Source organism: Frigoribacterium sp. CFBP 8751 (assembly GCF_014841545.1).
In the GTDB taxonomy this organism is placed as follows: Bacteria; Actinomycetota; Actinomycetes; order Actinomycetales; family Microbacteriaceae; genus Frigoribacterium.
This window is the reverse complement of sequence record NZ_JACYUB010000009.1, coordinates 67200-89356: the sequence shown is the minus strand read 5'-3', so window position 1 is coordinate 89356 and position 22157 is coordinate 67200. Positions and strand designations below refer to the sequence as shown.

General features: G+C 67.9%; 25 protein-coding genes. 11 read left to right on the top strand and 14 right to left on the bottom strand.

Annotation, left to right across the window (positions count from 1 at the left end; translation table 11 throughout):
- Positions 1-90 precede the first annotated feature (90 nt).
- From IFT88_RS16685 to ykgO, 4 genes are all read right to left on the bottom strand, one after another.
- On the bottom strand, positions 91-363 hold the full coding sequence (locus IFT88_RS16685; protein ID WP_043594878.1) for a hypothetical protein: 273 nt from the start codon (positions 361-363) through the stop codon (positions 91-93).
- Between the two features lie 92 nt (positions 364-455).
- Positions 456-764, bottom strand: a complete 309-nt coding sequence (locus IFT88_RS16680) for an ArsR/SmtB family transcription factor (RefSeq protein ID WP_192122029.1) — start codon at positions 762-764, stop codon at positions 456-458.
- Positions 765-851: 87 nt separating this feature from the next.
- The gene (locus tag IFT88_RS16675; RefSeq protein ID WP_192122027.1) at positions 852-1007 is read right to left on the bottom strand and encodes a zinc transporter permease; all 156 of its coding nucleotides are present in this window, start codon (positions 1005-1007) and stop codon (positions 852-854) included.
- Positions 1008-1149: 142 nt separating this feature from the next.
- Positions 1150-1272 carry a type B 50S ribosomal protein L36 gene (gene ykgO / locus IFT88_RS16670; RefSeq protein WP_055795327.1) on the bottom strand — a complete coding sequence of 41 codons (123 nt, stop codon included), beginning with the start codon at positions 1270-1272 and terminating at the stop codon, positions 1150-1152.
- A 667-nt stretch (positions 1273-1939) separates the two neighbouring features.
- Here ykgO and IFT88_RS17790 point away from each other — a divergent pair.
- From IFT88_RS17790 to IFT88_RS16640, 5 genes are all read left to right on the top strand, one after another.
- On the top strand, positions 1940-2319 hold a 380-nt coding region (locus IFT88_RS17790; RefSeq protein ID WP_446718842.1), incomplete at its 5' end, for a GTP-binding protein.
- Positions 2320-2556: 237 nt separating this feature from the next.
- The gene (locus tag IFT88_RS16655) at positions 2557-3063 is read left to right on the top strand and encodes a hypothetical protein (RefSeq protein WP_192122021.1); all 507 of its coding nucleotides are present in this window, start codon (positions 2557-2559) and stop codon (positions 3061-3063) included.
- Positions 3060-3608, top strand: a complete 549-nt coding sequence (locus tag IFT88_RS16650) for a DUF6611 family protein (protein ID WP_192122019.1) — start codon at positions 3060-3062, stop codon at positions 3606-3608. Before IFT88_RS16655 ends, IFT88_RS16650 begins: the two co-directional genes overlap by 4 nt.
- A 173-nt stretch (positions 3609-3781) precedes the next feature.
- Complete coding sequence (locus tag IFT88_RS16645; protein ID WP_192122017.1) at positions 3782-4162, top strand: hypothetical protein; 381 nt, start codon at positions 3782-3784, stop codon at positions 4160-4162.
- Positions 4163-4258: 96 nt separating this feature from the next.
- Complete coding sequence (locus IFT88_RS16640; protein ID WP_199859355.1) at positions 4259-5026, top strand: CorA family divalent cation transporter; 768 nt, start codon at positions 4259-4261, stop codon at positions 5024-5026.
- A 16-nt stretch (positions 5027-5042) separates the two neighbouring features.
- Here IFT88_RS16640 and IFT88_RS16635 read toward each other — a convergent pair whose 3' ends face one another.
- The 6 genes from IFT88_RS16635 to kdpF are packed head-to-tail and all read right to left on the bottom strand — an operon-like array spanning position 5043 to position 12796.
- On the bottom strand, positions 5043-5732 hold the full coding sequence (locus tag IFT88_RS16635) for a response regulator (RefSeq protein ID WP_192122015.1): 690 nt from the start codon (positions 5730-5732) through the stop codon (positions 5043-5045).
- Positions 5729-8230, bottom strand: coding sequence for an ATP-binding protein (locus IFT88_RS16630; protein ID WP_192122013.1), 2502 nt, complete (start codon positions 8228-8230; stop codon positions 5729-5731). Before IFT88_RS16630 ends, IFT88_RS16635 begins: the two co-directional genes overlap by 4 nt.
- A 4-nt stretch (positions 8231-8234) precedes the next feature.
- A complete protein-coding gene (gene kdpC / locus IFT88_RS16625) occupies positions 8235-8840 on the bottom strand; it encodes a potassium-transporting ATPase subunit KdpC (RefSeq protein ID WP_192122010.1) in 606 nt (201 codons plus the stop codon).
- Positions 8841-8871: 31 nt separating this feature from the next.
- A complete protein-coding gene (gene kdpB, locus IFT88_RS16620) occupies positions 8872-11031 on the bottom strand; it encodes a potassium-transporting ATPase subunit KdpB (RefSeq protein ID WP_192122008.1) in 2160 nt (719 codons plus the stop codon).
- 2 nt (positions 11032-11033) lie between these two features.
- Positions 11034-12707, bottom strand: coding sequence for a potassium-transporting ATPase subunit KdpA (gene kdpA, locus IFT88_RS16615; protein WP_192122006.1), 1674 nt, complete (start codon positions 12705-12707; stop codon positions 11034-11036).
- Positions 12707-12796: a K(+)-transporting ATPase subunit F gene (gene kdpF, locus IFT88_RS17500; RefSeq protein WP_159825887.1), complete on the bottom strand. Its 90-nt coding sequence runs from the start codon at positions 12794-12796 to the stop codon at positions 12707-12709. The genes kdpA and kdpF overlap by 1 nt, the downstream gene beginning before the upstream one ends.
- Positions 12797-12844: 48 nt before the next feature.
- Between kdpF and IFT88_RS17785 the strand changes: the two genes are divergently transcribed.
- Together IFT88_RS17785 and IFT88_RS16600 are read left to right on the top strand one after the other, a co-directional pair.
- Positions 12845-13480: a LysR family transcriptional regulator gene (locus IFT88_RS17785; RefSeq protein WP_446718841.1), complete on the top strand. Its 636-nt coding sequence runs from the start codon at positions 12845-12847 to the stop codon at positions 13478-13480.
- A gap of 216 nt (positions 13481-13696) precedes the next feature.
- Positions 13697-14995: a TrkH family potassium uptake protein gene (locus IFT88_RS16600; RefSeq protein ID WP_342212194.1), complete on the top strand. Its 1299-nt coding sequence runs from the start codon at positions 13697-13699 to the stop codon at positions 14993-14995.
- Positions 14996-15034: 39 nt separating this feature from the next.
- On the opposite strand, the gene IFT88_RS16595 is transcribed toward IFT88_RS16600, so the two are convergent.
- The 3 genes from IFT88_RS16595 to IFT88_RS16585 all read right to left on the bottom strand — a co-directional run bounded on the left by IFT88_RS16595 (position 15035) and on the right by IFT88_RS16585 (position 18472).
- The gene (locus IFT88_RS16595; RefSeq protein WP_192122002.1) at positions 15035-15721 is read right to left on the bottom strand and encodes a potassium channel family protein; all 687 of its coding nucleotides are present in this window, start codon (positions 15719-15721) and stop codon (positions 15035-15037) included.
- Positions 15714-16955 (bottom strand): TrkH family potassium uptake protein, encoded by a 1242-nt coding sequence (locus tag IFT88_RS16590; RefSeq protein WP_342212193.1) that lies wholly within the window; start codon positions 16953-16955, stop codon positions 15714-15716. The genes IFT88_RS16595 and IFT88_RS16590 overlap by 8 nt, the downstream gene beginning before the upstream one ends.
- A 554-nt stretch (positions 16956-17509) precedes the next feature.
- Positions 17510-18472 carry an NADP-dependent oxidoreductase gene (locus IFT88_RS16585; protein WP_192121998.1) on the bottom strand — a complete coding sequence of 321 codons (963 nt, stop codon included), beginning with the start codon at positions 18470-18472 and terminating at the stop codon, positions 17510-17512.
- 142 nt (positions 18473-18614) lie between these two features.
- On the opposite strand from IFT88_RS16585, the gene IFT88_RS16580 reads away from it, so the two are divergent.
- On the top strand, positions 18615-19550 hold the full coding sequence (locus tag IFT88_RS16580; RefSeq protein ID WP_342212192.1) for a LysR family transcriptional regulator: 936 nt from the start codon (positions 18615-18617) through the stop codon (positions 19548-19550).
- A 250-nt stretch (positions 19551-19800) separates the two neighbouring features.
- Here the strand turns inward: IFT88_RS16580 and IFT88_RS16575 are convergent, their stop codons facing one another.
- Positions 19801-20079: a hypothetical protein gene (locus IFT88_RS16575; RefSeq protein ID WP_192121996.1), complete on the bottom strand. Its 279-nt coding sequence runs from the start codon at positions 20077-20079 to the stop codon at positions 19801-19803.
- 190 nt (positions 20080-20269) lie between these two features.
- On the opposite strand from IFT88_RS16575, the gene IFT88_RS16570 reads away from it, so the two are divergent.
- The 3 genes from IFT88_RS16570 (at position 20270) to IFT88_RS16560 (ending at position 22146) form a co-directional block, all read left to right on the top strand.
- Complete coding sequence (locus IFT88_RS16570; RefSeq protein ID WP_192121994.1) at positions 20270-20500, top strand: hypothetical protein; 231 nt, start codon at positions 20270-20272, stop codon at positions 20498-20500.
- 363 nt (positions 20501-20863) lie between these two features.
- Positions 20864-21379 (top strand): MarR family winged helix-turn-helix transcriptional regulator, encoded by a 516-nt coding sequence (locus IFT88_RS16565; protein WP_192121992.1) that lies wholly within the window; start codon positions 20864-20866, stop codon positions 21377-21379.
- Positions 21376-22146, top strand: a complete 771-nt coding sequence (locus IFT88_RS16560; protein WP_342212191.1) for a hypothetical protein — start codon at positions 21376-21378, stop codon at positions 22144-22146. Before IFT88_RS16565 ends, IFT88_RS16560 begins: the two co-directional genes overlap by 4 nt.
- The last annotated feature ends 11 nt before the right edge of the window (positions 22147-22157 follow it).

Genomic DNA, 22157 nt, shown 5'->3' with positions numbered 1-22157 from the left:
GAATGAACGTTGCGGCATCCGCCGCCTCTGCCTGGTGCTCGGCCGCAAGGACGCCCCGCCCGGCAGCCGATCCCCTATCGGGACGCCTCGTCAAGGCTTGCGGCGCACACCCTGTCGGTAGCCGAGCCATGCTGCCAGCACGAGCAAGCTGATGACGACGATGGCCGCGCCCACAAGGCTTGCGGTCGAGAACATGTGCACACCCTCGGCTGTGAACGTCGTAGCCGACAGGGGCGCATAGGCGAACCACCCGAAGGACACCGGCTGCGCCGCCGCGATGGCAAGGACGACGATGCCCACAACCAACGCGGCCAGGCCGGCAACCAGAACGAGGCGGGAAGTCAGACCAGCACGACGCGTCATGCCTGGACCATAGCGCGCCGGTTCGCGCACCAGGATGCCCGCGACATGCCCGTCGTCCAACAGACTGATGGATGTGACCGGTGGCCGATCCTCTATCGGGCGCGTACCTCGAGTCTTGGAGCCTCGCCCACGTGTTCTACCGCGTCATCGACAATGTGGGAGACGTGTCGGTCGGCGACCGAGTAGATCGCTTCCCTGCCTACGCGGTTGACCTCGACCAGGCCGGCCGCCCGGAGGACGCGCAGGTGCTGCGACACCAGCGGCTGCGCCAGGCCCGACGCCTCGACGAGGGCAGTCACGCCCGCATCGCCGTGACCGAGATGGCGTAGGAGTCGGAGTCTCGACGCCGATGAGAGCGCCTTGAAGAGGTCCGCTGCAGACTCAAGGGAATCGGTGCTCATGAGCGTCACATTAGCGTTTACGAATGCGACGAGGGCCCCACCAGATGGTGGGGCCCTCGTCGCTTAACGCCGGTCAGCGCCAGAAGTTCAGTGCTCGTCGTAGTGGTCGCCGTGCTGTGCGTGCTTGTGGTCGCCATGGACGTAGTCGACGTGATCGTTGTGCGTCACGGTCTCGTGACCGCACGCCGTGCCGTGCTCGTGCTCGGTGACGGTGTGCTCTGCGTGGACTTCGGTGTCAGCCATGGGTGGCGCCTTTCTCATCGGGTGAATGCGTCCAGCAAAGCAGACGCATGCACGCATGGCAATGCATTGATCTAGATGATGATGAGAACCGGAACCAATGCCACGGACCAGCGGCGGCAGAACGCGCCAGCAGTGAAGGTCGTCAGCCCTGACGGGCCTTCCAGCGCGGGTCCTTCTTGTTGATGACGAAGACCCGGCCACGCCGACGCACGACCTGCGATCCAGGAATGGCCTTCAGCGCCTTGAGCGAATTGCGGACCTTCATGACGCCTCCGATTGTTAGTGAGAACAGTTATCAACTAGCGTAGCGGCATGGCCACCCGACCCGCTTCCTCGCCCACCTCGCGACACCGGGGCATCGTCCTCGTCGGCGGGCAGGACGCCACCGAGATCGAACGAATCGCGCAGGAGATCGCCGGCGATGCGAGTCATCTCGTCACCGTCGGCCCAGACGTGCAAGAGGGTGCCGACGTCATTCATCGGCTCTCCCTCGACCTGGCGAGATCCGGTGCCCGCGTCGACGTCGTCGCCGCCCTCGCCCCAGGCACCCCGTTGCGGGCGTTGGCGGTGTTGCTCGGTGCGCTGGTCGACTCCGACCTGGGCAGGCCGGGCGGAGAGTGTCTGCTCCAGCACGTAGTGGCCGGGGTGAGCGCGGTCGATCTCGCTGATCTGGCCTTGCGCGGTGTGGACGACAGGTTCTTCGCCGCCGAACACGTCATTGACCTCGTCGAGCACGCCACCGTCGTCATGCTCACGGACACCGCAGCCGTGCCCCCGCAGGACCTCCAGATCCTCGAACGACTGCTCGCCCGGCTCGCACCCGAGACCTCCGTTTGCAAGGCCGAAGAACTTACCCGTGACTCGCTGTCGCTACGAGGCGGCGCAGCGCAGCTCGCTGGCGCGGCCGGCTGGATGCAGGCTCTCTCGGAGCNTCGTCTACCGGAACGAGCGCCCCTTCCATCCGGAGCGTCTCGCGGCAGTCGTGGAGCGCACCTTTGCCCCGGGGGCCGTCGGCACGGTGCTGCGGTCACGCGGCTTCACGCAGTTCGCCACCCGTAGCGACCGGGTCGGCTCCTGGTCGAGCGTCGGACAGATGCTGAGCCTGGACCCCACGTCACTCCCGTCGTGGCACCCCGACTCACCTCACGGGCAACAGATCGCCTTCTTCGGCCTCGACCTCGACGTCGCCGCCATCCGCCGAGACCTCGACACCTGCCTCCTCACCAACGACGAGCTGCTCAGCGACCCCGCCTCGTGGCGTGACTTGGTCGACCCCTTCCCCGTCTGGACCGGCCACCGACACACCCACTAGCGCCGTCCGTAAGCCGATCCCCTATCGGGCACCACCACTGTGGTCACGACCGAACCGACTCGGTCGCGACGGCGTCGTGCACGAATGCCGTCAGGATGACGGTCGAGAGCGCATGGATGTCGCCAGGGTCGCCCCGGACGACGAGCAAGTCTCGTAGGACTGTCTCATGCACTCTCACTCTGCTCGGTCCGTGACGGATCAGCTCCGGCGCCGGTCTGCCGGCGCGGCGGATCGCTCGTGACCCTCACCGACATCCTCCCGTCGATGCGACGCGTCATCGCTGATCCATTTGCCGCGGATTCGTGGCCCGAGAGGACTCACCCCACAGTTGATGACGTCGTCATTGGTGGCGTCTCCCTGGTCCGCCTTGCCAGCATCTGCGAGACACCTTGTGTTCATACGGGTGCGGCCCTGATCCCTCGCTCGGGCGGACGCGTGTCTCCAGTGGACGACGCGACCGCGATCGTGGTCAGCGTCCGGACGGTGAGTCGTCACACGTCCGGCGCGATCGTGGTCCAGGTCGACGGGCGGCTCGGCTGTGCACCCGTGGTCATCGGCGAGCTCCGGCTCATCGGGAGGATCTCGACCGTGCACGACACAGCCGTGGTGGTCGGGCTCGATGACGAGGGGCCGTCCGTCGCGGTCGTCGACCTGCCGGCGGACCTGCGGGTCGGCGATCTTCTCGCCGTCCCCTGCCCTGGTGACGTCACGGTGGGGCGCCTCCGGCGTCGACACGCCCGATGAGCGCAGCCGAGGTGCCCCGGTCGGTCCGCCACGCCGTCCATGACCTGGTCGACGGCGCCCATTCCTGGGGCAGCCTGGATCAGGCGCCAGCTCGCTCCACGGTTGTTCAACAGATCACCCTCACGGTGCATCGACCAGGGACGAGCCTGCACGATCGTCGCCTCCTGCACGCACGTCAGACCTGGCCCCTCGGAGGAGCGATCCTCGCCGTGTCGATCGTGATCTTCATGGTGTCGTGGGCACCGGCGCACGTCATCGGATTGGTGGTCCTGATCGCCTGGGGGCTCGGGTTCGGGATTCTCGAGCTGACGACGCGTGGGCTTCGCGAGTCGGTTCGGGAGCTGTCGGCATCGTCGACCTGCACTCCGAGCGGACTTGTCGTCATGGGCGACGCGGCGTGCGTGCGCGCGACCGCAGCCCGGCTATTCGCCTTGGAACGAGAGCTTGACGCAGGGCACATCTCCACCGACCGCTACCTCACCCTGTGGGAAGAGGTTTGGCTGGCACTTCCCAGCACCCCGACCAAGCAGAGCGCGTACCCGTGAACGCGGACGTTTTTACCAGCGGGGCGTGGCACAGGACGCTGGGAACGGACCAACTGGAACGATCCGTCCGCGGCGGCACCGCCTCTCTCGTCGGATTCTCGGCGAAGGCGCGAGCCATCGGCTCAGGGCCGCGATATCGCGCCCTCGTCGTACAGATCGATGACACTTCGGCCATGACTCGGGGGCAGTCACGGCACCTGAAGCACGTGCTGGCCACTGCCATTGAGGCGCAGCTTCCCTCACTGGAGCCGGTGAGTCAGGTCCTGCTCGTCGAGCACGCTGACGAAGCACGTCGAGTGTCCGGGACTCATCTCGCGATGATCCGGGGAGTGCTCGGACAAGTGCGCAGTCACGGGCTGAACCGGTGCGGGACGGAAGTGTCTGCGAACGCCGTCATCCTGCCGATGTTGTTCACCGATGAGCGCACCGAACTGACCCTCGCAGACCTCTTGGAGCACCGCCCCCTCCAGGTCACGGGCGTCGTCGTCGACAGCCATGATCAGAGCGCAGATGTGCCCGACCTGCGCTCGTCGCTCGTGGCGGCATTCCTGTGACGGCGAGCGTCAGGAGTACGTAAGGACTCTTGGGCCTGGCGCATGGGTCTCGTGAGGACGACCAGGTCGAGCAGCGCCGGCCGGTAGACACGGTCCATGACCTCAGCCCCGCCCGTGAACGACGTCTCGCACCTCCCGCTCATCCGCACGGACGACTCGGGTCGTCTCGAGGTCTTCGGTCACCGTGCCGATCTCGCGCCGGGCCTCGGCGTGGAGGGTCGGCGAGCGGCCATGGGTGCGCACCTGCGTCTCGTGCTGGCGTCCTACGACGCTGTCCTCGAGGTCGTAGCGACCCGAGTGGACGAGGTCGAGGACGGCCTCCTCGATGAGCAGACCAGGTCCTTTCAGCCCCTGCACGCTGCCCTTCGCGACGTGTCACTGCTGCAGCGGTGCCTGCGACGTGTCGGTCGCTACGTCGCCGAGCACGACGCACTCGAGACCCCTTCCGCTGTTCGCCCGGCCACGTCGTCGGTGACCAGCGCCGAGGCGGCCCGGTGGGCTAACCTCAGCGAGAGGGCGGGGATGCTCCGCGCGTCCCTCCGCGACGCGTTGACGATCCACGCGGCCGTCGAGACCGAGCGGCAGAACGACGAGCTTCGTCGCCTGTCCGAGGCGAGCCTGGCACTCGGGCGGGAGACGCGCGACGTGTCGCGCCTCGGGGTGCGCCGAGCCGAGGAGAGCAAGACGATCTCGTCCTGGGCGGCGATCCTCTTCGCCCCGACGTTGATCGGGACCGTCTACGGCATGAACTTCGAGCACATGCCCGAGCTCGGCTGGGCTGCGGGTTATCCCCTCGCAGTAGGGGCGATGCTGTCCATGGGGGTGGGGCTGTGGCTCATCTTCCGTCGCAAGGGCTGGCTCTGATGTCCTTCGTCTCGCCTCAGCGTGGACGGTTCTCGGGGATGAAGCGGTACCCCATGCCCTGCACGGTCTCGATGTGGCGAGGCCGGGTCGGGACGGCTTCGAGCTTCTTCCGCAGCTGAGAGACGTAGAGGCGGAGGTACCCGCCGTCGTTGGCGTGGGTCGGGCCCCAGATGCGGGTGAGGATGTCCTCCCGGGTCACGAGCCGGCCCGGGTTCCGCACGAGGATCTCGAGGATCCGCCACTCCGTGGGGGTGAGCCGGATGACCTGATCAGGGACGCGGACGACGCTCTTGGCCGCGAAATCGACCCGGATTTCCCCGAAGACCACGGCCGGTTCGTCTGCCACGGGTGCCGTCCGCCTCGTGAGCGCCCGAAGGCGGGCGAGGAGTTCGTCCATCGCGAAGGGCTTGGTGATGTAGTCGTCGGCACCCGCGTCGAGGGCTTCGACCTTGTCCGACGCCCCCGCTCGACCGGAGACCACGAGGACCGGGATGTTGGACCACCCTCGGAGGCCCTGAATGACTCCGATACCGTCGACGTTGGGCATGCCGAGGTCGACCATGACGACGTCCGGGTGTTCGTCGATGGCGGCCCGGAGCGCCTCGGCTCCGTCGGCGGCGGTGGCGATCTCGTACCCGACGGCTGCGAGGGTCAGGGTGAGGGCGCGGACGATCTGGGGATCGTCGTCGGCGATGAGGATCTTCATGCGTCTGCTTTCTCAGCCGGGTCGGGGAGGGCGGGGAGGGAGACGACCATGGTGAGACCGCCTCCCGGGGTCTCTTCGGCCGTGAGGGTGCCGCCCATGCCCTCGGTGAAGCCCTTGGCGATGGCCAGCCCGAGGCCGAGGCCTGCGGTGTTGTCGGTGTCGCCGAGGCGTTGGAACGGGACGAACACCAGATCCAGGCGGTCCGGGCTGATCCCGGGTCCCCGGTCGGCGACTCGGATCTCCACGACGTCCCCGAAGGTGCTCGCCGAGAGGCGGACGGGGACGCCGGCGGGACCGTGTTTGACGGCGTTGTCGAGGAGGTTCACCAGCACCCGTTGCAGGAGGACGGGGTCGGCGTCGACGGGAGGGACGTCATCGGCGATCTGCAGCTCCATCCGGCCGAGGCCGGCCTGGAGTTCGTCCATGGCGGCGAAGAGGACGTCATCGACGTCGAGGGGTTGACGGGAGACCGCGAGAGCACCCGCCTGGACTCGGCTGACGTCGAGGAGATTGGTGACGAGGGCCGAGAGCGCGTCGAGGCTCTCGTGAGCCGTGGTGAGCAATTCGTCGCGGTCGTGGTCGTCCCAGACGACACCGTGCTGCTGCAGGCCGGTCACCGCCGCCGTGGCCGAAGCCAGAGGGCGCCGGAGGTCGTGCCCGACGGCGGCGAGCAGTGCCGTTCGCACTCGGTCGACCTGGGCCATGGGGCCGGCCGACTCGGCCGTGGCCGACAGGGCCTTGTGCTCCAGCGCCGTCTCCACTTGGGCGGCGATGACGGTTAGGAGGCGCCGTTCGGAGGCGGCCAGGGGCGGTCCGGTCATCTCCAGGCGCGCCTTCTCCCCCGCGGCGACGACCGTGGTCTCCTCGCCTCTCCGTGCGGTGCCGACGGAGTCCACGACCGCTCCGTCGGTGTCGATCACCGAGACCGATCGGAGACGGAACGCGTCCTGCGTGCGGGACAGGATCGCGTGGAGGGCGTCCTGTCCGCGGATGACTCCGCCGGCGACGGCTGCCAGGAGCTCGGACTCCGCCAGGGCCCTCGCAGCCGAGCGTGACTTGCGGGCGGCCTGGTCGACGACGTAGCTGACAAGCAGCGCGATGACGACGTAGAGGATCAGAGTCAACAGGTGCAGAGGGCGGCCGACGGTGATGCTGTCGTAGGGCTCGACGAAGAAGAAGTCGAGCGTCACCCCGGAGAGCACCGCGGCGAACAGAGCAGGCCAGATCCCGCCGACGAGGGCGACCACGACGACGAGGAGCTGGTAGACGAGGACGTCGCTCGTCAAGGACTCGTCACTGCGGAAGGCCACGAGCAGCCAGGTCAGCAGGGGGCCGAGGACGAGGGCGAGGGCCCCGCCGAGAAGCCTGCGACGGAGGGTCAACGCACCGCCGGCCCGCGGGAGCGTGAACCGGCCGCCGGCCGCGGCGTGGGTGACGATGTGCACGTCGATGTCACCGGATTCGCGGATCACGGTGGCGCCGATGCCGGGGCCCGACAGAGCTGCGGTGATCCGGCTCCGCCGGCTGACGCCGATGACGAGCTGGGAGGCGTTCATCGCCTTCGCGAACTGGACGAGCGCTTCCGGCACGTCGCCTCCGACGACCTGGTGGTAGGTGCCGCCGAGCTTCTCCGTCAGAGCCCGTTGGGCCGACAGCGCCCCGGGGTGGGCGTCGCGGAGACCGTCCTGGGCGATGACGTGGACGGTGACGAGCTCACCGCCCGAGGACCGGGCAGCGATCCGCGCACCCCTGCGGATCAGGGTCTCCCCCTCAGGGCCGCCCGTGAGGGCGACGACGACGCGTTCCCGGGCCTCCCACTTGCTGTCGATGCCCTTCTCACGCCGGTAGGCCTTCAGGGCGCTGTCGACCTCGTCGGCGAGCCACAGCAGGGCCAGCTCCCGGAGCGCCGTGAGGTTGCCGAGCCGGAAGTAGTTCGAGAGCGCGGCATCGACCCGGACAGCGGGGTAGACGTTGCCCTCGGCGAGGCGGTCGCGAAGGGCCTGCGGTGCGAGGTCAACGACCTCGACCTGGTCGGCGCCGCGGAGGATGCTGTCCGGGACGGTCTCCCGTTGCGCCGCCCCGGTGATCTTCTCGACGACGTCGTTCAGCGACTCGATGTGCTGCACGTTGACCGTCGAGACGACGCTGATGCCGGCGTCGAGGAGGACCTGGACGTCCTGCCATCTCTTCTGTCGGACCGACCCCGGTGCGTTGGTGTGGGCAAGTTCGTCGACGAGGGCGAGGTCGGGGTTCCGCTCGAGGACCGCGTCGACGTCCATCTCGGTTAGCTCAACGCCGCGGTGCGACGTCGTCCGTCGGGGGACGATCTCCAGGTCGCCCAGCATGGCCGCGGTGGCCTCGCGCCCGTGGGTCTCGACCACGGCCACGACCACGTCCTTGCCGTCTCGACGGAGACGGGTGCCCTCTTCGAGCATGGTGTAGGTCTTGCCGACGCCGGGGGCGGCGCCGAGCAGCACCCGGAGCCGCCCTCGCTTCACGGTGTCAGCGTCCCGTCTCGGCCAGGGCCGTGTTCAGCTCGAGCACGTTCACCGTGGGCTCTCCGAGGTAGCCGAGGTCCCGGCCCTGGGTGTGCTCCGCCACGAGGGCCTCGACGTCCGCGACGGGCAGGTCGCGGGCGTCGGCGATCCGCTCGACCTGGAGTCGGGCGTACTCGGGGCTGATGTGGGGGTCGAGTCCCGACGCGGAGGCGGTGAGGGCGTCGACGGGGACGTCCTCCGGGTCGACGCCGTCGCTCTCGGCGATCGCTGTACGGCGTTCGTCGATCGCGGCGATGAGGTCCTCGTTCTCGGGCCCGTAGTTGCTGCCGCTCGAGGCCGAGGCGTCGTAGCCGTCACCGGCAGCGGAGGGCCGTGACTGGAACCACTCGGGCAGGGCGGCCCCGTCGGCGTCGGTGAAGGACTGCCCGATGAGTGACGAGCCGACGGTCTCACCGTCGACGTGGACGGCGGAACCGTCCGCCTTGCCGCCCAGGACGAGCTGGCCGACCCCGGTGACGACGGCCGTGTAGGCCACGCCGAGGACGACGGTGAAGACGAGCATCGCGCGGAGGGCGACACCGTACTGGCGGAGCAGGGTGCGGGTGTTCATGGTCTCTCTCTCGTTCGTCGTCTGCGTCGGCTCAGAAGCCGGGGAGCAGGCTGACGATCAGGTCGATGATCTTGATGCCGACGAACGGGGCGACGACGCCGCCGAGTCCGTAGACGAGGAGGTTGCGCGACAGGATCGACGACGCCGACGCCGCCCGGTACTTCACGCCCCGCAGGGCGAGCGGGATGAGCACGACGATCACGAGGGCGTTGAAGATGATCGCCGAGAGGATCGCCGAGGCCGGCGAGGACAGCTGCATGACGTTCAGCAGCCCGAGCCCGGGGAACACCCCGGCGAACATGGCGGGGATGATCGCGAAGTACTTCGCGATGTCGTTCGCGATGGAGAACGTCGTGAGGGCGCCTCGGGTGATGAGCAGCTGCTTGCCGATGCGGACGATGTCGATCAGCTTCGTCGGGTCGCTGTCGAGGTCGACCATGTTGCCGGCCTCCTTCGCGGCCGACGTGCCCGTGTTCATCGCGACGCCCACGTCGGCCTGTGCCAGCGCGGGGGCGTCGTTGGTGCCGTCGCCGGTCATCGCGACGAGCGCGCCTCCTTCTTGCTCCCGGCGGATGAGGGCGAGCTTGTCCTCCGGGGTGGCCTCGGCGAGGTAGTCGTCGACGCCGGCCTCGGCCGCGATCGCCTTGGCGGTGAGGGGGTTGTCGCCGGTGATCATGACCGTGCGGATGCCCATGCTGCGCAGTTCGGCGAAGCGCTCGCGCAGGCCGGTCTTGACGACGTCCTTCAGGTAGACGACGCCGAGGACTCGGGCCTCGGCCTTGGTGCTCTTCAGGGCGACGACGAGGGGTGTCCCGCCGGCGTTGGAGATCTCGTCGATGCGGCCCTGGAGTTCGTCGTGCTCGGTGCTGGCGAGGTGGCGGTCCTCCTCGATCCAGGCGATGACAGAGTTCCCGGCGCCCTTGCGGATCTGGGTGCCGTCAGGCAGGTCGAGACCGGACATGCGAGTCTGGGCGGTGAAGGGGACGATCTCTCCCTGCTGACCGCCCGCGTCGTGCCAGCCCGTCGTCAGGGCGAGGTCGACGATCGACTTGCCCTCGGGCGTCGGGTCGGCGAGCGACGACCGGGCGGCGGCGTCGACGAGCTCGGCCCGTGCGATGCCGTCGAGGGGCGTGAACTCGGCGGCCTGCCGGTTGCCGTAGGTGATGGTGCCGGTCTTGTCGAGCAGCAGCGTCGTCACGTCGCCCGCGGCCTCGACGGCCCGCCCCGACATCGCGAGCACGTTGCGCTGCACGAGGCGGTCCATGCCGGCGATGCCGATCGCGCTTAGCAGCGCGCCGATCGTCGTGGGGATGAGGCAGACCAGCAGCGCGATGAGCACCGGGATGCTGACGGACGCGTCGCTGTAGCTGGCGATCGGGTTCAGCGTCAGGGTCACGACGACGAACACGATCGACAGGCTCGCGAGCAGGATGTTCAGCGCGATCTCGTTCGGGGTCTTCTGCCGGGAGGCGCCCTCGACGAGGCGGATCATCCGGTCGACGAAGGTCTCGCCCGGCTTGCTCGTGATGCGCACGACGACGCGGTCGGACAGCACCCGGGTGCCGCCGGTGACGGCGCTGCGGTCGCCGCCCGACTCGCGGATCACGGGGGCGGACTCGCCGGTGATCGCCGACTCGTCGACGCTCGCGATGCCCCAGACGATGTCGCCGTCGCCCGGGATCAGCTCGCCGGCGGTCACGACGACCGTGTCGCCGAGCGTGAGGTCGGCCGAGGACACCGACTCCGAGGAGGCGCGCTCGGCACCGGCGTCGGACGTCGCGTCGTACGAGACCACGCGCTGGGCGGTGGTGCTGGTGCGGGTCGCCTTGAGGGTCTCGGCCTGTGCCTTGCCGCGACCCTCGGCGACGGACTCGGCGAGGTTCGCGAAGACGACGGTCAGCCAGAGCCAGACCGCGATGGCCCAGGTGAACGAGCCGGGGACGGGCGAGCCGCCCGAGGTCTCGGGACCGGTGAAGAGGCCGGCGATCGCGAGGATCGTCGTGTAAGCGGCACCGACCTCGACGATGAACATGACGGGGTTGTGCCACATCTCGCGCGGGTCGAGTTTGCGGAGCGCGCCGGGCAGGGCCGCGACCAGCTGGGCGACGCCGAACGCGCCTCCTCGGTTCGTCGGGGCGTGCTCGCCCTCGTGGTCGTGGTCGGTGGTGGGTGTGTCGGTGACGACGGACATGGTTACTGCAGCCCTTCAGCGAGCGGTCCCAGTGCGAGGACGGGGAAGTAGGTCAGCGCGGTGATGATCACCGAGACGCCGGTGAGCAGGCCCACGAACTGCGGGCGGTGCGTGGGGAGGGTCCCGGCGGTGGCGGGGACCTTGTCCTGGGCGGCGAACGAACCGGCGAGGGCGAGCACGAGCACGATCGGCACGAACCGGCCGAGCAGCATCGCGACGCCGAGGGCCGTGTTGAACCACGGGGTGTTCGCGGTGAGCCCCGCGAAGGCCGAACCGTTGTTGTTCGACGCCGACGTGAACGCGTAGAGCACCTCGCTGAAGCCGTGCAGGCCCGGGTTCCAGATCGACGTGCCCTCGACGTCGGCGCGCACCGCGGGGATCGCAAAGCTGAGTGCGGTCCCGGCGAGCACGAGGGTCGGCGTGACGAGGATGTAGAGGCTGGCGAGCTTGATCTCGCGAGGCCCGATCTTCTTGCCGAGGTACTCCGGCGTGCGGCCGACGAGAAGGCCGGCGATGAACACCGTGATGACGGCCAGGACGAGCATGCCGTAGAGACCGGAGCCGACGCCGCCGGGGGCGATCTCACCGAGCATCATGTTGATCATCGGCATCATGCCGCCGAGCGCCGTGTATGAGTCATGCATCGAGTTGACGGCACCGGTCGAGGTGAGGGTCGAGGTGGAGCCGAACAGGGTGGATCCCCAGATGCCGAACCGCGCCTCCTTGCCTTCCATCGCGCCGCCTGCGAGCTGTGGTGCCGTGCCCGCGCCCCGCAGCTCCGCCCACGTCAGGGCGGACAAGGAGACCGCGAAGATGGTGGCCATGACGGCCGCGATCGCGACGCCCTGCTTGGTGGAGCCGACCATGCGGCCGAAGGTGCGCGGCAGCGAGAACGGGATGACTAGCATCAGGAGGATCTGCAGCAGGCTCGTCCACGGCGTGGGGTTCTCGAACGGGTGGGCGCTGTTGGCGTTGAAGAAGCCGCCTCCGTTGGTACCCAGCAGCTTGATGGCCTCCTGCGACGCGACGGGGCCGCCGGGGATCGTCGCGGTGCCGCCGGTCAGGGTCGCGACGTCGGTGAACCCGGCGAAGTTCTGGACGACGCCGCCCGCGATGAGCACGACCGCCGCGACCGCGGCGAGGGGCAGCAGGAGGCGGACGAGCGTGCGGGTCAGATCGACCCAGAAGTTGCCGAGCGTCCCGGTCTTCACTCGGGCGAGGCCCCGGATGAGGGCGACGGCCACGACGATGCCGACGGCCGCGGAGACGAAGTTCTGCACGGCGAGGCCGCCGAGCTGCACCGCGTACCCGAGGGTCACGTCGGGTGAGTACGACTGCCAGTTGGTGTTCGTGACGAAGGAAGCGGCGGTGTTGAACGAGAGTCCCTCGGGCACGGCGGGGAAGCCGAGCGAGTACGGCAGGACGCCCTGGAGGCGCTGCAGAGCGTAGACGAGGAGGACACCCACGAGGGAGAACGCCAGGACGCCCCGGAGGTAGGCCTGCCAGGTCTGTCCGGAGGCGGAGTCGACGCCGATGAGGCGGTAGAAGCCCCGCTCGACGCGGAGGTCCTTCGTCGTGGTGAACATGGTCGCCATGTAGTCGCCGACGGGCCGGTAGAGGACCACCAGGATGACGACGACCGTGAGGATCTGGAGGATGCCGAAGAGCGCGTCCATCAGAAGCGCTCAGGCTTCACGAGCGCGTACACCAGGTACGCGAGAGCGGCCACCGCGAGGACGACCGCGCCGATGCTGAAGACGATCACAGCTTCTCGACCCCCTTCGCCACGAGGGCTATCACTGCGAACACAGCGATGACGGCGAGCACGTACACGATGTCGAGCACTACGACTCCAAGAAGAACGATCGACGGGCCACCAGGGCCCGGTGCCCGTCGTGGGCACAGCGAGTCAGTAGACACCCGGAGGAGCGCCGGATCGGTGGCCCTTACGGGTTCCTCACGCCAGGACGTGGATTCCTCACGAACATCACACGCCCGACAAGGGAAGAACCCAGCAGACTGGCTAATCAGCGGCGTCGCGAAGGTGGCCTGCACAGTCCGTTCGCCGATATGGCACAGAGGAGGGACACCCGTGACAGCAGCAACAGCATCGCTCTTCGTTCAGATGGAAACGCTCCTGGCGGTCACCGAGGAAGGAAGCTTCGGGCGCGCAGCTCATCGTTTGGGTGTCAGCCAGTCCGCGGTGTCACAACGCATCCGAGCTCTTGAGCAGGCAAGCGGGCGGAGGCTGGTGGGGAGATCCACTCCGCCGATACCCACGAGAGAAGGGCTTGCTGTTCTGCAGGCGGCGAAGGACGCACGCGCGGTGACGCTCAGCCTCCGAGAGCTACGAGAAAAATGGATCCAAGAGTCTGCTTCGTCGACGTTCCCGGCGACGGCCTCGTCCGTCGGTCCTGGGCAGCTCCCGGCTTCGCATGTCCTTCAATGACCAATGTCCGGCTGCTCAAGGCCCATTGTCACTCCCCCGCATCTGCCAGGGGCATTCGGTCGCTTCGGGCCGCAGCTCGGTGAGGGCTCCGGGTCATCCCGGGGCGACTTTGCCGACCGTGAACGACGTCCTTGGAGTGGTGCGGTGAACGCCCGGGCGTCCACCGCACGCATTGCCGGTTTGCCGCAACGCGTTTTGCGACGGTCACCGGCCCTCGTGGCCCTAGGGATCTTCCTCAGCGTCATCGTGCTGTTCTCGGCACTGCTCGCGTTGCCCGTCGCAACTGCGGACGGCACCAGGACACCCCTTCACGACGCAGTGTTCACGGCCGTGTCGGCGATGACCGTCACGGGCCTCGTGACCGTGGACACCGCCTCCCACTGGTCGTTCTTTGGGCAGGTCGTGATCCTCGCCGGCATCCAGGTCGGGGGCCTCGGCATCGTCACCATCGCCCTGCTGCTCTCCCGGGCCGTCACGCACAAGCTCGGTGTTCGGGGCCGCATCATGGCTCAGCAGGGCATCGGCACCAGCAAGCTCGGCGAGGTCCAGTCGCTACTGAAGATCGTCGTCCTCACCACCGTGATCGTCGAGGCAGCCCTCGCCCTCGTGCTCGTGCCTGCCTTCATCGTCCGCGAGGGCTCCGTGGCGTCCGGGACCTGGCACGGGATCTTCTACGCGGTCTCAGCCTTCAACAACGCTGGGTTCGTCACTCACGAAGGCGGCCTCCAGCAGTTCGGCACTGACCCGTTCATCCTTGTGCCGCTGATGGCCGGCGTCTTCATCGGCAGCCTCGGCTTCCCGGTGTTCATGATCTTGATGGTCCACAAGACCCACGTGCGCCGCTGGAACCTCCACACCAAACTCACGCTCTCGGTGACCACCGGCCTGCTGGTCTTCGGGGCGATCGTGTGGACCCTGCTCGAGTGGGGCAACACCGCCACCATCGGGGACATGGCCCCCGGCGACAAGATCGTCCACGGCCTGTTCGCGTCGACCATGATGCGCAGCGGCGGCTTCGCGCTCGTCGACACTGGCGCCTCCCACCCCATCACCCTCCTCGCCTCCGACGCCCTCATGTTCGTCGGCGGCGGGTCCGCGTCGACCGCGGGCGGCATCAAGGTGACGACGATCGCGCTGCTGTTCCTCGCGATCGCCGCCGAGGGCAAGGGCGACAAGAACGTCCGGGTGTTCCGCCGCACCGTCCCCGAGGCAGCTCTCCGCGTCGCGATCAGCGTCATCTTCCTCGGCGCGACCCTCGTCCTCGCCGCGACCGCCCTGATCATGACCGTCAGCGACGAACCCCTCGACCGCATCCTGTTCGAGGTTATCTCCGCCTTCGCCACCTGCGGCCTGAGCGTGGGGCTGAGCGCCGAGCTCGACCCCTTCGGCAAGTACGTCCTCGCCGCCCTCATGTTCGCCGGCCGGGTCGGGCCCATCGGCCTCGCCTCGGCCCTCGCCGTCCGCCGCCGCACCCTGCTGTACGACTACCCGGAGGACCGCCCCGTCATCGGCTGACGTGCGCCCCTCAATCCGTCACGGGCGCCATCGCCGAGATCAGAGTGCACAGAACCGCTCGGTGCGTTCACGGGGCCCGGTGACGATGATGAGGTCGCCCTCGGCGGGGACGGTGTCCGCAGAAGCCGCCCGCCAGTGTCCGTCGAGGGACCGGATCTTGATGACCGTGACGTCGAAGCGACGTCGGATCCCGCTCTCGGCGAGTCGACGACCGACGATCTCGGCGGGAGCGACCGTCTTCGCCACGACGAGGTCGTGGTCGAACTCGACGTAGTCGAGCATGGAGCCGCGCACGAGGTGCGCGACCCGACGGCCCATGTCGGCCTCGGGGTAGACGACGTGGTCAACGCCGAGCTGGTCGAGGATCAGTCCGTGCTGGGGGTTGATGGCCTTCGCCCAGATGGAGGGGACTTGCATCCGGCGCAACATCGAGGCAGTGAGGATGCTGGCTTGGATGTCGTTTCCGATGCCGATGACGACTCGGTCGAAGTCTCCGATGCCGAGTTGGTCGAGGACCTCCTGGCGGGTCGAGTCGGCTCGGAGGACGTGGGTCAGGACACCGTTGAAGGACTGGACGATGTCCTCGTCGGTGTCGACGCCGAGCACCTCTGCCCCGGTGCGGGCCAGCTCGGTCGCGAGCGACCCGCCGAAGCGTCCGAGGCCGATCACCGCGACGGAGCGGGCGTCCGGCTTCGGCCGGCGGTGGGAGAACGGGTTGCTAACCAATGATGGGACGCTCCTTCGGCAGTTCGTAGAACCGTGTCGTTCGTGTGAGGGCCAGGGCCGACCCGAGTGCGACCGGCCCGAGTCGACCGACGAACATCAGCAGGATGAGGACCACCTGGGCGGCCGGCGGCAAGGAGGCGGTGATGCCGGTCGACAACCCGACCGTCGCGAACGCGGATATCACCTCGAAGAGAACCCGGTCGAAGTCGAGCCCCGAGATCACCATGATCGTCAGGGTGGACGCGATCACCAGGGCGACGGCGAGCAACGCCACCGTCAGCGCTTCGCGGTGGGCCGAGCGGGGCAGGCGCTTGCCGAACATGTTGACGGCGGAATCGCCCCGCAGCTCTGCGACCACGATGAAGAACAACACCGCGAAGGTCGTGATCTTGAGCCCGCCCGCCGTGCCGGCAGGTCCGCCGCCGATGAACATGAGGATGTCGGTCACGAGCCACGACGCCGGTTGCATCGCTGCGATGTCGAGGTTGTTGAATCCGGCGGTCCGCGGCATGACGGCCGCGGTGAACCCCGACAAGAGACGGTCAGCCGGAGCCATCGGACCGAGGGTGTCGGGGTTGGTCCATTCGAGAGCCGTGAGCACGACCGCACCCACAACGAGCAACAAGGCGGTACCGGCGATCACCGTGACCGTGTTCAGGGTCCACCGGCGGGGCACCGCGATCCGCTGACGCAACTCCATGAGAACCGGGAACCCGAGACCGCCGAGGATCACGCCGGCGCAGATCGGCAGGCAGATCCAGGGGTCGGTCGCGAACGAGATCAAGCTGTCGCTGAAGAGCGCGAAACCGGCGTTGTTGAACGACGAGATCGCGTGGAAGACGCCCAGCCAGACTGCTCGGGGAAGGTCCACTCCGTAGCCGACGAACCACCGGAGCGTGAGTACGAGGGCGATCAGCGTCTCGCAGGTGAGGGTGATGAGCGCCACACCGCGGAGGACTCGGCGCACGTCGCCGATGCCGACGCTGTGCGACTCGCTGACCGCGGTCAGGCGTGTGCGGAGACCGAGGCGGCGCGCGACGAGCAGCCCGAGGAGGGTCGCCAGGGACATCACACCGAAACCGCCGATCTGGATCAGCAGGAGGATCACGACGTGCCCGAAGGGCGACCAGAAAGTTGGAGTGTCGACGACGACGTGGCCCGTGACGCAGAGGGCACTCGTCGCCGTGAAGAGCGCCTCGACCAACGAGGCCCGGTTTCCGGGGGTGGTCGCCACAGGCAAACTCAACAGCGCCGTTCCCGTAACGATGCCCGCGACGAACGCGCCCGCGATCGTCCGACCAGGACGACCTGACACGAGCAGGGACACCCTCGTCCTCATCGTTCCCCCGGTGTCCGCAGTCATGCACGGTCGTGCACGGCGAGGAGTCTACGCACCCGTCGGGGCTGCACCGACTCGGCCCGAGGCTACGTGACGGCGACCGCCCCGACCCGGATGCCCCAGAGAGATGCCTGCAGCGGTCTCCGGAGCCCGCCTCCGGCAACAGATCGCAAGACGGTACTTGACCGTGCCGAGCTCGACGAAAGATGCGCGCCGAACTCGGCGTTCAACAGGCTCTGTGCCAGCAACTCCAGGACCTGGAATGCGCGGGCCGTCAGCGCGGTGCCTCCCTCGGGCCCGTGCCCCTGCCGTTGGAGTTGTTCCTCCCGCCTTGGGCTGCTTCGTCACGTCGGGGCACAGCCGGTTGCCGATCCCCTATTGGGACGCTGCACTCATGACTGCAGCGCGTAGCGGGCGGTAGCTGCTGACGCGCGTGCAACCTCGACCTTTCAGGGCAGAAGGACGATTTTGCCGGTGGCCTGGCCCGAGAGCCCAAGCTCGTGGGCGCGAGCTGCCTGGTCAAGCGAGAAGCTCTCCGCGATGACGACGCGCACCGCGCCAGAGCCGGCCAGCTGAGCGAGTCGGCCGCGGAACGAGGCCCGGTACTGCGTTCCGGCGTCCTGTCCCGGCCCGTAGCCGATCAGCTTGATGCCTGTGCCGAACCGCCGATCCGAACCGACGATCGAGGCAATGCGGGCTGGGTCGGCGACGAGTTCCAGTGACACGTCGAGCGCCTCCTCGGTCCCTGCGGTGTCGACGGCGGCGTCCACCCCTTGCGGGGCCGCAGCACGCACCCGGTCCGTGAGCCCTGGGCCGTAAACCACGGGAGTCGCGCCGAGGTCCCGCAGGAGGTCGTGGTTCCGCGCCGCAGCCGTCGCCACCACCTGGGCGCCGAGCTGGCGGAGGAGCTGGACGGTCATGAGGCCGACCCCGCCGGACCCGCCGTGGACGAGGACGGTCTCCCCCGCGCGGACGCCGGCCGCCTGTACTGCATGCGCGGCGGTGAGCCCGGCGAGCATGAGCCCGCCGGCCTCGGCCCACGGCAGCCCTGCCGGCTTCGGGATGAGCGACGTCACCGGCGCCAGGACGTAGTCGGCGTAGGCGGCCGTGACCGGGTAGACGATGACCTCGTCACCGACCGAGACGCCCGTGACACCCGGACCCGTCGTGACGACGACGCCAGCGCAGTCCATGCCGAGGCTCGGCAGCGCCTCCCTGAGTCCGGCGGCCTCCTTCTCGTCGTCATCGACCTCGTGGAAGGCCCCGCTGTAGAGCTTCCAATCGAGCGGGTTGACGCCGGCCGCGCGGACCTCCACCACCACCTCACCCGGACCGGGCGTCGGGGTCTCCACCTCGACGATATCGAGGACGTCGGGACTGCCGAATGTTCGCGGGCGCACGATGCGTGCCATGGGGACCTCCAAGTGCTGGGCATCCGCACGCGGGACGTTGCCGTGCGGGGAGCGATCCGCTCCTCGATCATCTTCCGGCGGCCGTAGATACTCGCAAAGCGCAACCTCTGCAAGGCATTGTTGCGTCCGCGACAATGAGGTCGTGGCTACCGATCAGATGGACCTGAACCTGCTCCGCGTCTTCGACGCCGTCGTCACCGCGGGGAGCGTGACCCGAGCCGCTGAGCAGCTGCACTTGTCCGTCCCCGCCACGAGCCGGGCGCTCGGTCGTCTCCGTCGAGCTTTGCGAGACCCCGTCCTGGTCCGGGCGGGCAGGACCATGGTGCCGACCCCCTTCGCGCAGCGTGCGGCCGCACGAGTGCGCGCGCTCCTCGAAGACGCCGACCAGCTGCGCCTCGAGACCACCGGTGACCCCGCGACCTGGCGACGGACATTCACGATCCGAGTCAACGACGCCCTGATTCCCGTGCTCGCACCCCGCCTCACCCGGCTCGTCACGACGGAGGCCCCGCACGTCCAGCTCCGGTTCGTCGCGCAGGACTCCAAGGACCCCGACCTCCTCCGAACCGGCGCCCTCGACCTCGACGTCGGTGTCGCCGACCCCGGCCCCGCCGACGTGCGGAGCGCTGCCCTGTTCACGGACACCTTCGTCGCCGTGGTCGCCGCCGCCTCGCGTCTAGGGCGTGAGCCGGTGCTCACGATCGACGACCTCTGCTCGGTCCCCCACGTGTCCGCGTCCCGCCGAGGCCTTGACCGTGGACCCCTCGACGACGCCCTGGACCAAGTCGGCCGGATACGACGAGTCGCCGCGGTCGTCCCGTCCTACGCGGTGGGTGCCGTGATGGCGCTCGAGGACGACGTCCTCTGCCTCGTCCCTCGCTGCCTCGCCACACACCTCGTCGACCGCGGGGTCCCCCTCCGTATCCACGACGTCCCGTTCGATCTGCCTCCCGCCGTGGTCGAACAACGCTGGCACCGACGCGTCGACACCGACCCCGCGTCGCGCTGGCTGCGACACGCCCTCACACGGGTCGGCACTTCGATGACGATGGCCCGTGACACCGTCTGCTCGTCATGAGCGGCACGGCGTTCGACGGGGATCTGATGAGGATGCACACGCCTATCTGACGGAGGCAGAGCCGGAGTCGCCCGGTGACCGATCACCTATCGGGCACTAATGCAGGCCATCGAAGCGAACCCGGCGGAGCCGATGGCGGAGGTCTTGCACATACGTATCACCCCGTTCCGGGTCCTCCTCGAGCCTCTCGAGGCAACCCCTGACGGCAGCCTCGATCAGCTCGAGTGGGTCGCTGGGCTGAGGGGGCACCTTAGAGTTCGCTCGTGAAGTCGTGGAAGCTCGGGTAGTCAAAGGCCACTACGAGGTCATCGTCGTCGCAAACATCCTCCAGGACAGCCTCCGATTCGAACGCGATCGGGATGCCTGGTGTGACCAGCACGTCCAGCACCCTGTTCCTGACCAGAGTGACAGTCACCATGCCCGCACCGTCTTGGGCCGCTTGCACCACGGCTTCCTTGACCTGGCTGATGTCTTGCCCCTGAGCCAGATCATGTGGAACTCCGTCCACGTGCATCGTGATCCGTTCCATGCCCCGATGCTGCCCCGGGTATGGCAATGCCCGCCCGACAAGTGCAGAGGGGCTGCCGACGGCGATAGTCCTACCTACCCTGTGCCTCTCCCGACAGGCCCCCCGAGGACCATCTACCGGGCAGCGTCGCCCGCGAGCGGCGCGCAGAGCCGCCTTACAGTTGCGTGGCACTTTTAGCTCGACGCGGACGATGCACGGCATCTCCTACGGGGCCGATGCCCACCACGGTCTCCTCCTGTGGGGCTCCGCGCCAGCGAGTATGCGTGAACCCCTGAAAATGAAGCGGGCAGTACCTAGCGACATCGAGGTCGTCTCCCGTCTGACAGCCGGCGAAGAGACCGTAATCACCGCGCTGGTCTCGGGAAAGACGGTGACCGTGGTCATCCCCACCATCGCCATCGGGGCCCTGGAACTCGCCTGAAAGCGCGTGAACAACTCGGCCTAACCCCACTGGCTGATCTCCAAACAGTTCGGGGGCACCTCTACCAGGTCCAGGTCCAGGTCCAGGTCGACTTCAACGGGCACGTCGGTTCACCAGGTATGCCAATGGGCACACCAACGCTGGCCATGCCATGTCGCTGCATTCCTCGCCCGGCCACTGGGAGGCAGGCAGAGCCAGGAACGCATCATTCACGTCACGGGAGAATGAAGAGCCAAGGAGTGAGTCGAATCGTCACACACGCACTCACTGCGAGTGGACCAAAATCTTTTTACCTTTGCACGACAGTCGTCTATCTTTGTTGCCAACACTCTTGCCTGCCGACTTTCTTGGACGTCAACACCCATGACCACATCACTTCCCACCACCGTCACCCCCGTCCTCACCGAAGTTCCCGAAAGCATGCAAACGCTCCTGACGGCATACGTCCGGCTCCAGCGAGCCAGCGACGCGGCGGCAGATCGCCTTGCGCGACTGTGCGACGTGCCAGAAGTTGACCTTCGGGGACTGGTCTACGTCGCGGGAAGCCAAGGACTCACCCCGAAAGACCTGGGACGAGAGCTAGGGCTGACCAGTGGCTCCGTCACAGGGCTGATTGATCGGATGCAGCAGAGCGGCTGGGCCCAGCGCGTACCCCACCCCGAGGATCGTCGCAGCACGATCATTGAGGTCACTCCCGCGGGGTTCCAACTGGTGGCCGAGATAGGCGCAGTGTGGGCCGGAGCCTTTGCCGGAGTCGTCGCGCCGGCAGATGCGCCTCTCGTCTCCCGGGCTCTCGAGTCGATGGGCAAGGCCCTGGCAAATCTCGACGTCAACGAGGTCGCGGCCAGCACCTCGACTCCCGGAGCCACTAAGGAGTGACGCTGCCCCCCGAAAGGGGGCAGTACAGGCTCCTAGCAATATTCACGTCCGTCGTTTATCTTGGTCACCAAGAAGCAATCGTTTTGATCTTCTTTGTCTCCTTTCTAAATGAGGTCGTAATGTCTGCTTCTTCTCGTGCCCCTCGCCGGTTCCGCATGGCCCCGGTTGCCCTGATCGCTGGTGTGGGCGCGGCCGCCCTTTTGGCGTTGTCACTCACGGGCACCCTGTCCGGCTTCGCCGCGTCGATCACCAACAGCTCGAACACCGCTGCCAGCGGCACCCTCGTCATGCAGGAGCAGAACGCCGCAGGCAGTGTCACGTGTTCCAGCACCGACGGCGGCACCGTGTCGACCAACGCCGCGACGTGCTCCACGATCAACAAGTTCGGCGGCAGCACCACGATGACCCCGGGCAACACCGTCACGACCTCCATCGCGATCAAGAACACGGGCACCGCTGCCGCGTCGACGTTCACTCTGACGCCGGGAACGAAGTGCACCCCGTCGGCCAACGGCACGACAAACGGGTCGGCCACGGACATCTGCGCGAAGATGAACCTGAAGATCACCTCGGGCGCCTCGACGATCTACACCGGCACCCTCGCCGGTTTCGCTGCGACCACGGCGTCCACCTTGACGCTGCCCGCGGCACCTGCTGCCGGCGCCACCGTACCCTTTACCTTCGCCGTCACCCTCGACTCCTCGGCGGACAACACCTACCAGGGCCTCGCAGCATCCGTTCCGATGACCTGGACCTTCACCGCGTAATCCCCGGAGCG

Coding starts and splice junctions, on each gene's coding strand:
- IFT88_RS16685 (WP_043594878.1), bottom strand. CDS start 363: ATGACGCGTCGTGCTGGTCTGACTTCCCGCCTCGTTCTGGTTGCCGGC.
- IFT88_RS16680 (WP_192122029.1), bottom strand. CDS start 764: ATGAGCACCGATTCCCTTGAGTCTGCAGCGGACCTCTTCAAGGCGCTC.
- IFT88_RS16675 (WP_192122027.1), bottom strand. CDS start 1,007: ATGGCTGACACCGAAGTCCACGCAGAGCACACCGTCACCGAGCACGAG.
- ykgO (WP_055795327.1), bottom strand. CDS start 1,272: ATGAAGGTCCGCAATTCGCTCAAGGCGCTGAAGGCCATTCCTGGATCG.
- IFT88_RS16650 (WP_192122019.1), top strand. CDS start 3,060: ATGAGCGCAGCCGAGGTGCCCCGGTCGGTCCGCCACGCCGTCCATGAC.
- IFT88_RS16645 (WP_192122017.1), top strand. CDS start 3,782: ATGACTCGGGGGCAGTCACGGCACCTGAAGCACGTGCTGGCCACTGCC.
- IFT88_RS16640 (WP_199859355.1), top strand. CDS start 4,259: ATGACCTCAGCCCCGCCCGTGAACGACGTCTCGCACCTCCCGCTCATC.
- IFT88_RS16635 (WP_192122015.1), bottom strand. CDS start 5,732: ATGAAGATCCTCATCGCCGACGACGATCCCCAGATCGTCCGCGCCCTC.
- kdpC (WP_192122010.1), bottom strand. CDS start 8,840: ATGAACACCCGCACCCTGCTCCGCCAGTACGGTGTCGCCCTCCGCGCG.
- kdpB (WP_192122008.1), bottom strand. CDS start 11,031: ATGTCCGTCGTCACCGACACACCCACCACCGACCACGACCACGAGGGC.
- kdpA (WP_192122006.1), bottom strand. CDS start 12,707: ATGGACGCGCTCTTCGGCATCCTCCAGATCCTCACGGTCGTCGTCATC.
- IFT88_RS17785 (WP_446718841.1), top strand. CDS start 12,845: ATGACGGCGAGCACGTACACGATGTCGAGCACTACGACTCCAAGAAGA.
- IFT88_RS16585 (WP_192121998.1), bottom strand. CDS start 18,472: ATGGCACGCATCGTGCGCCCGCGAACATTCGGCAGTCCCGACGTCCTC.
- IFT88_RS16575 (WP_192121996.1), bottom strand. CDS start 20,079: ATGGAACGGATCACGATGCACGTGGACGGAGTTCCACATGATCTGGCT.
- IFT88_RS16570 (WP_192121994.1), top strand. CDS start 20,270: ATGCACGGCATCTCCTACGGGGCCGATGCCCACCACGGTCTCCTCCTG.
- IFT88_RS16565 (WP_192121992.1), top strand. CDS start 20,864: ATGACCACATCACTTCCCACCACCGTCACCCCCGTCCTCACCGAAGTT.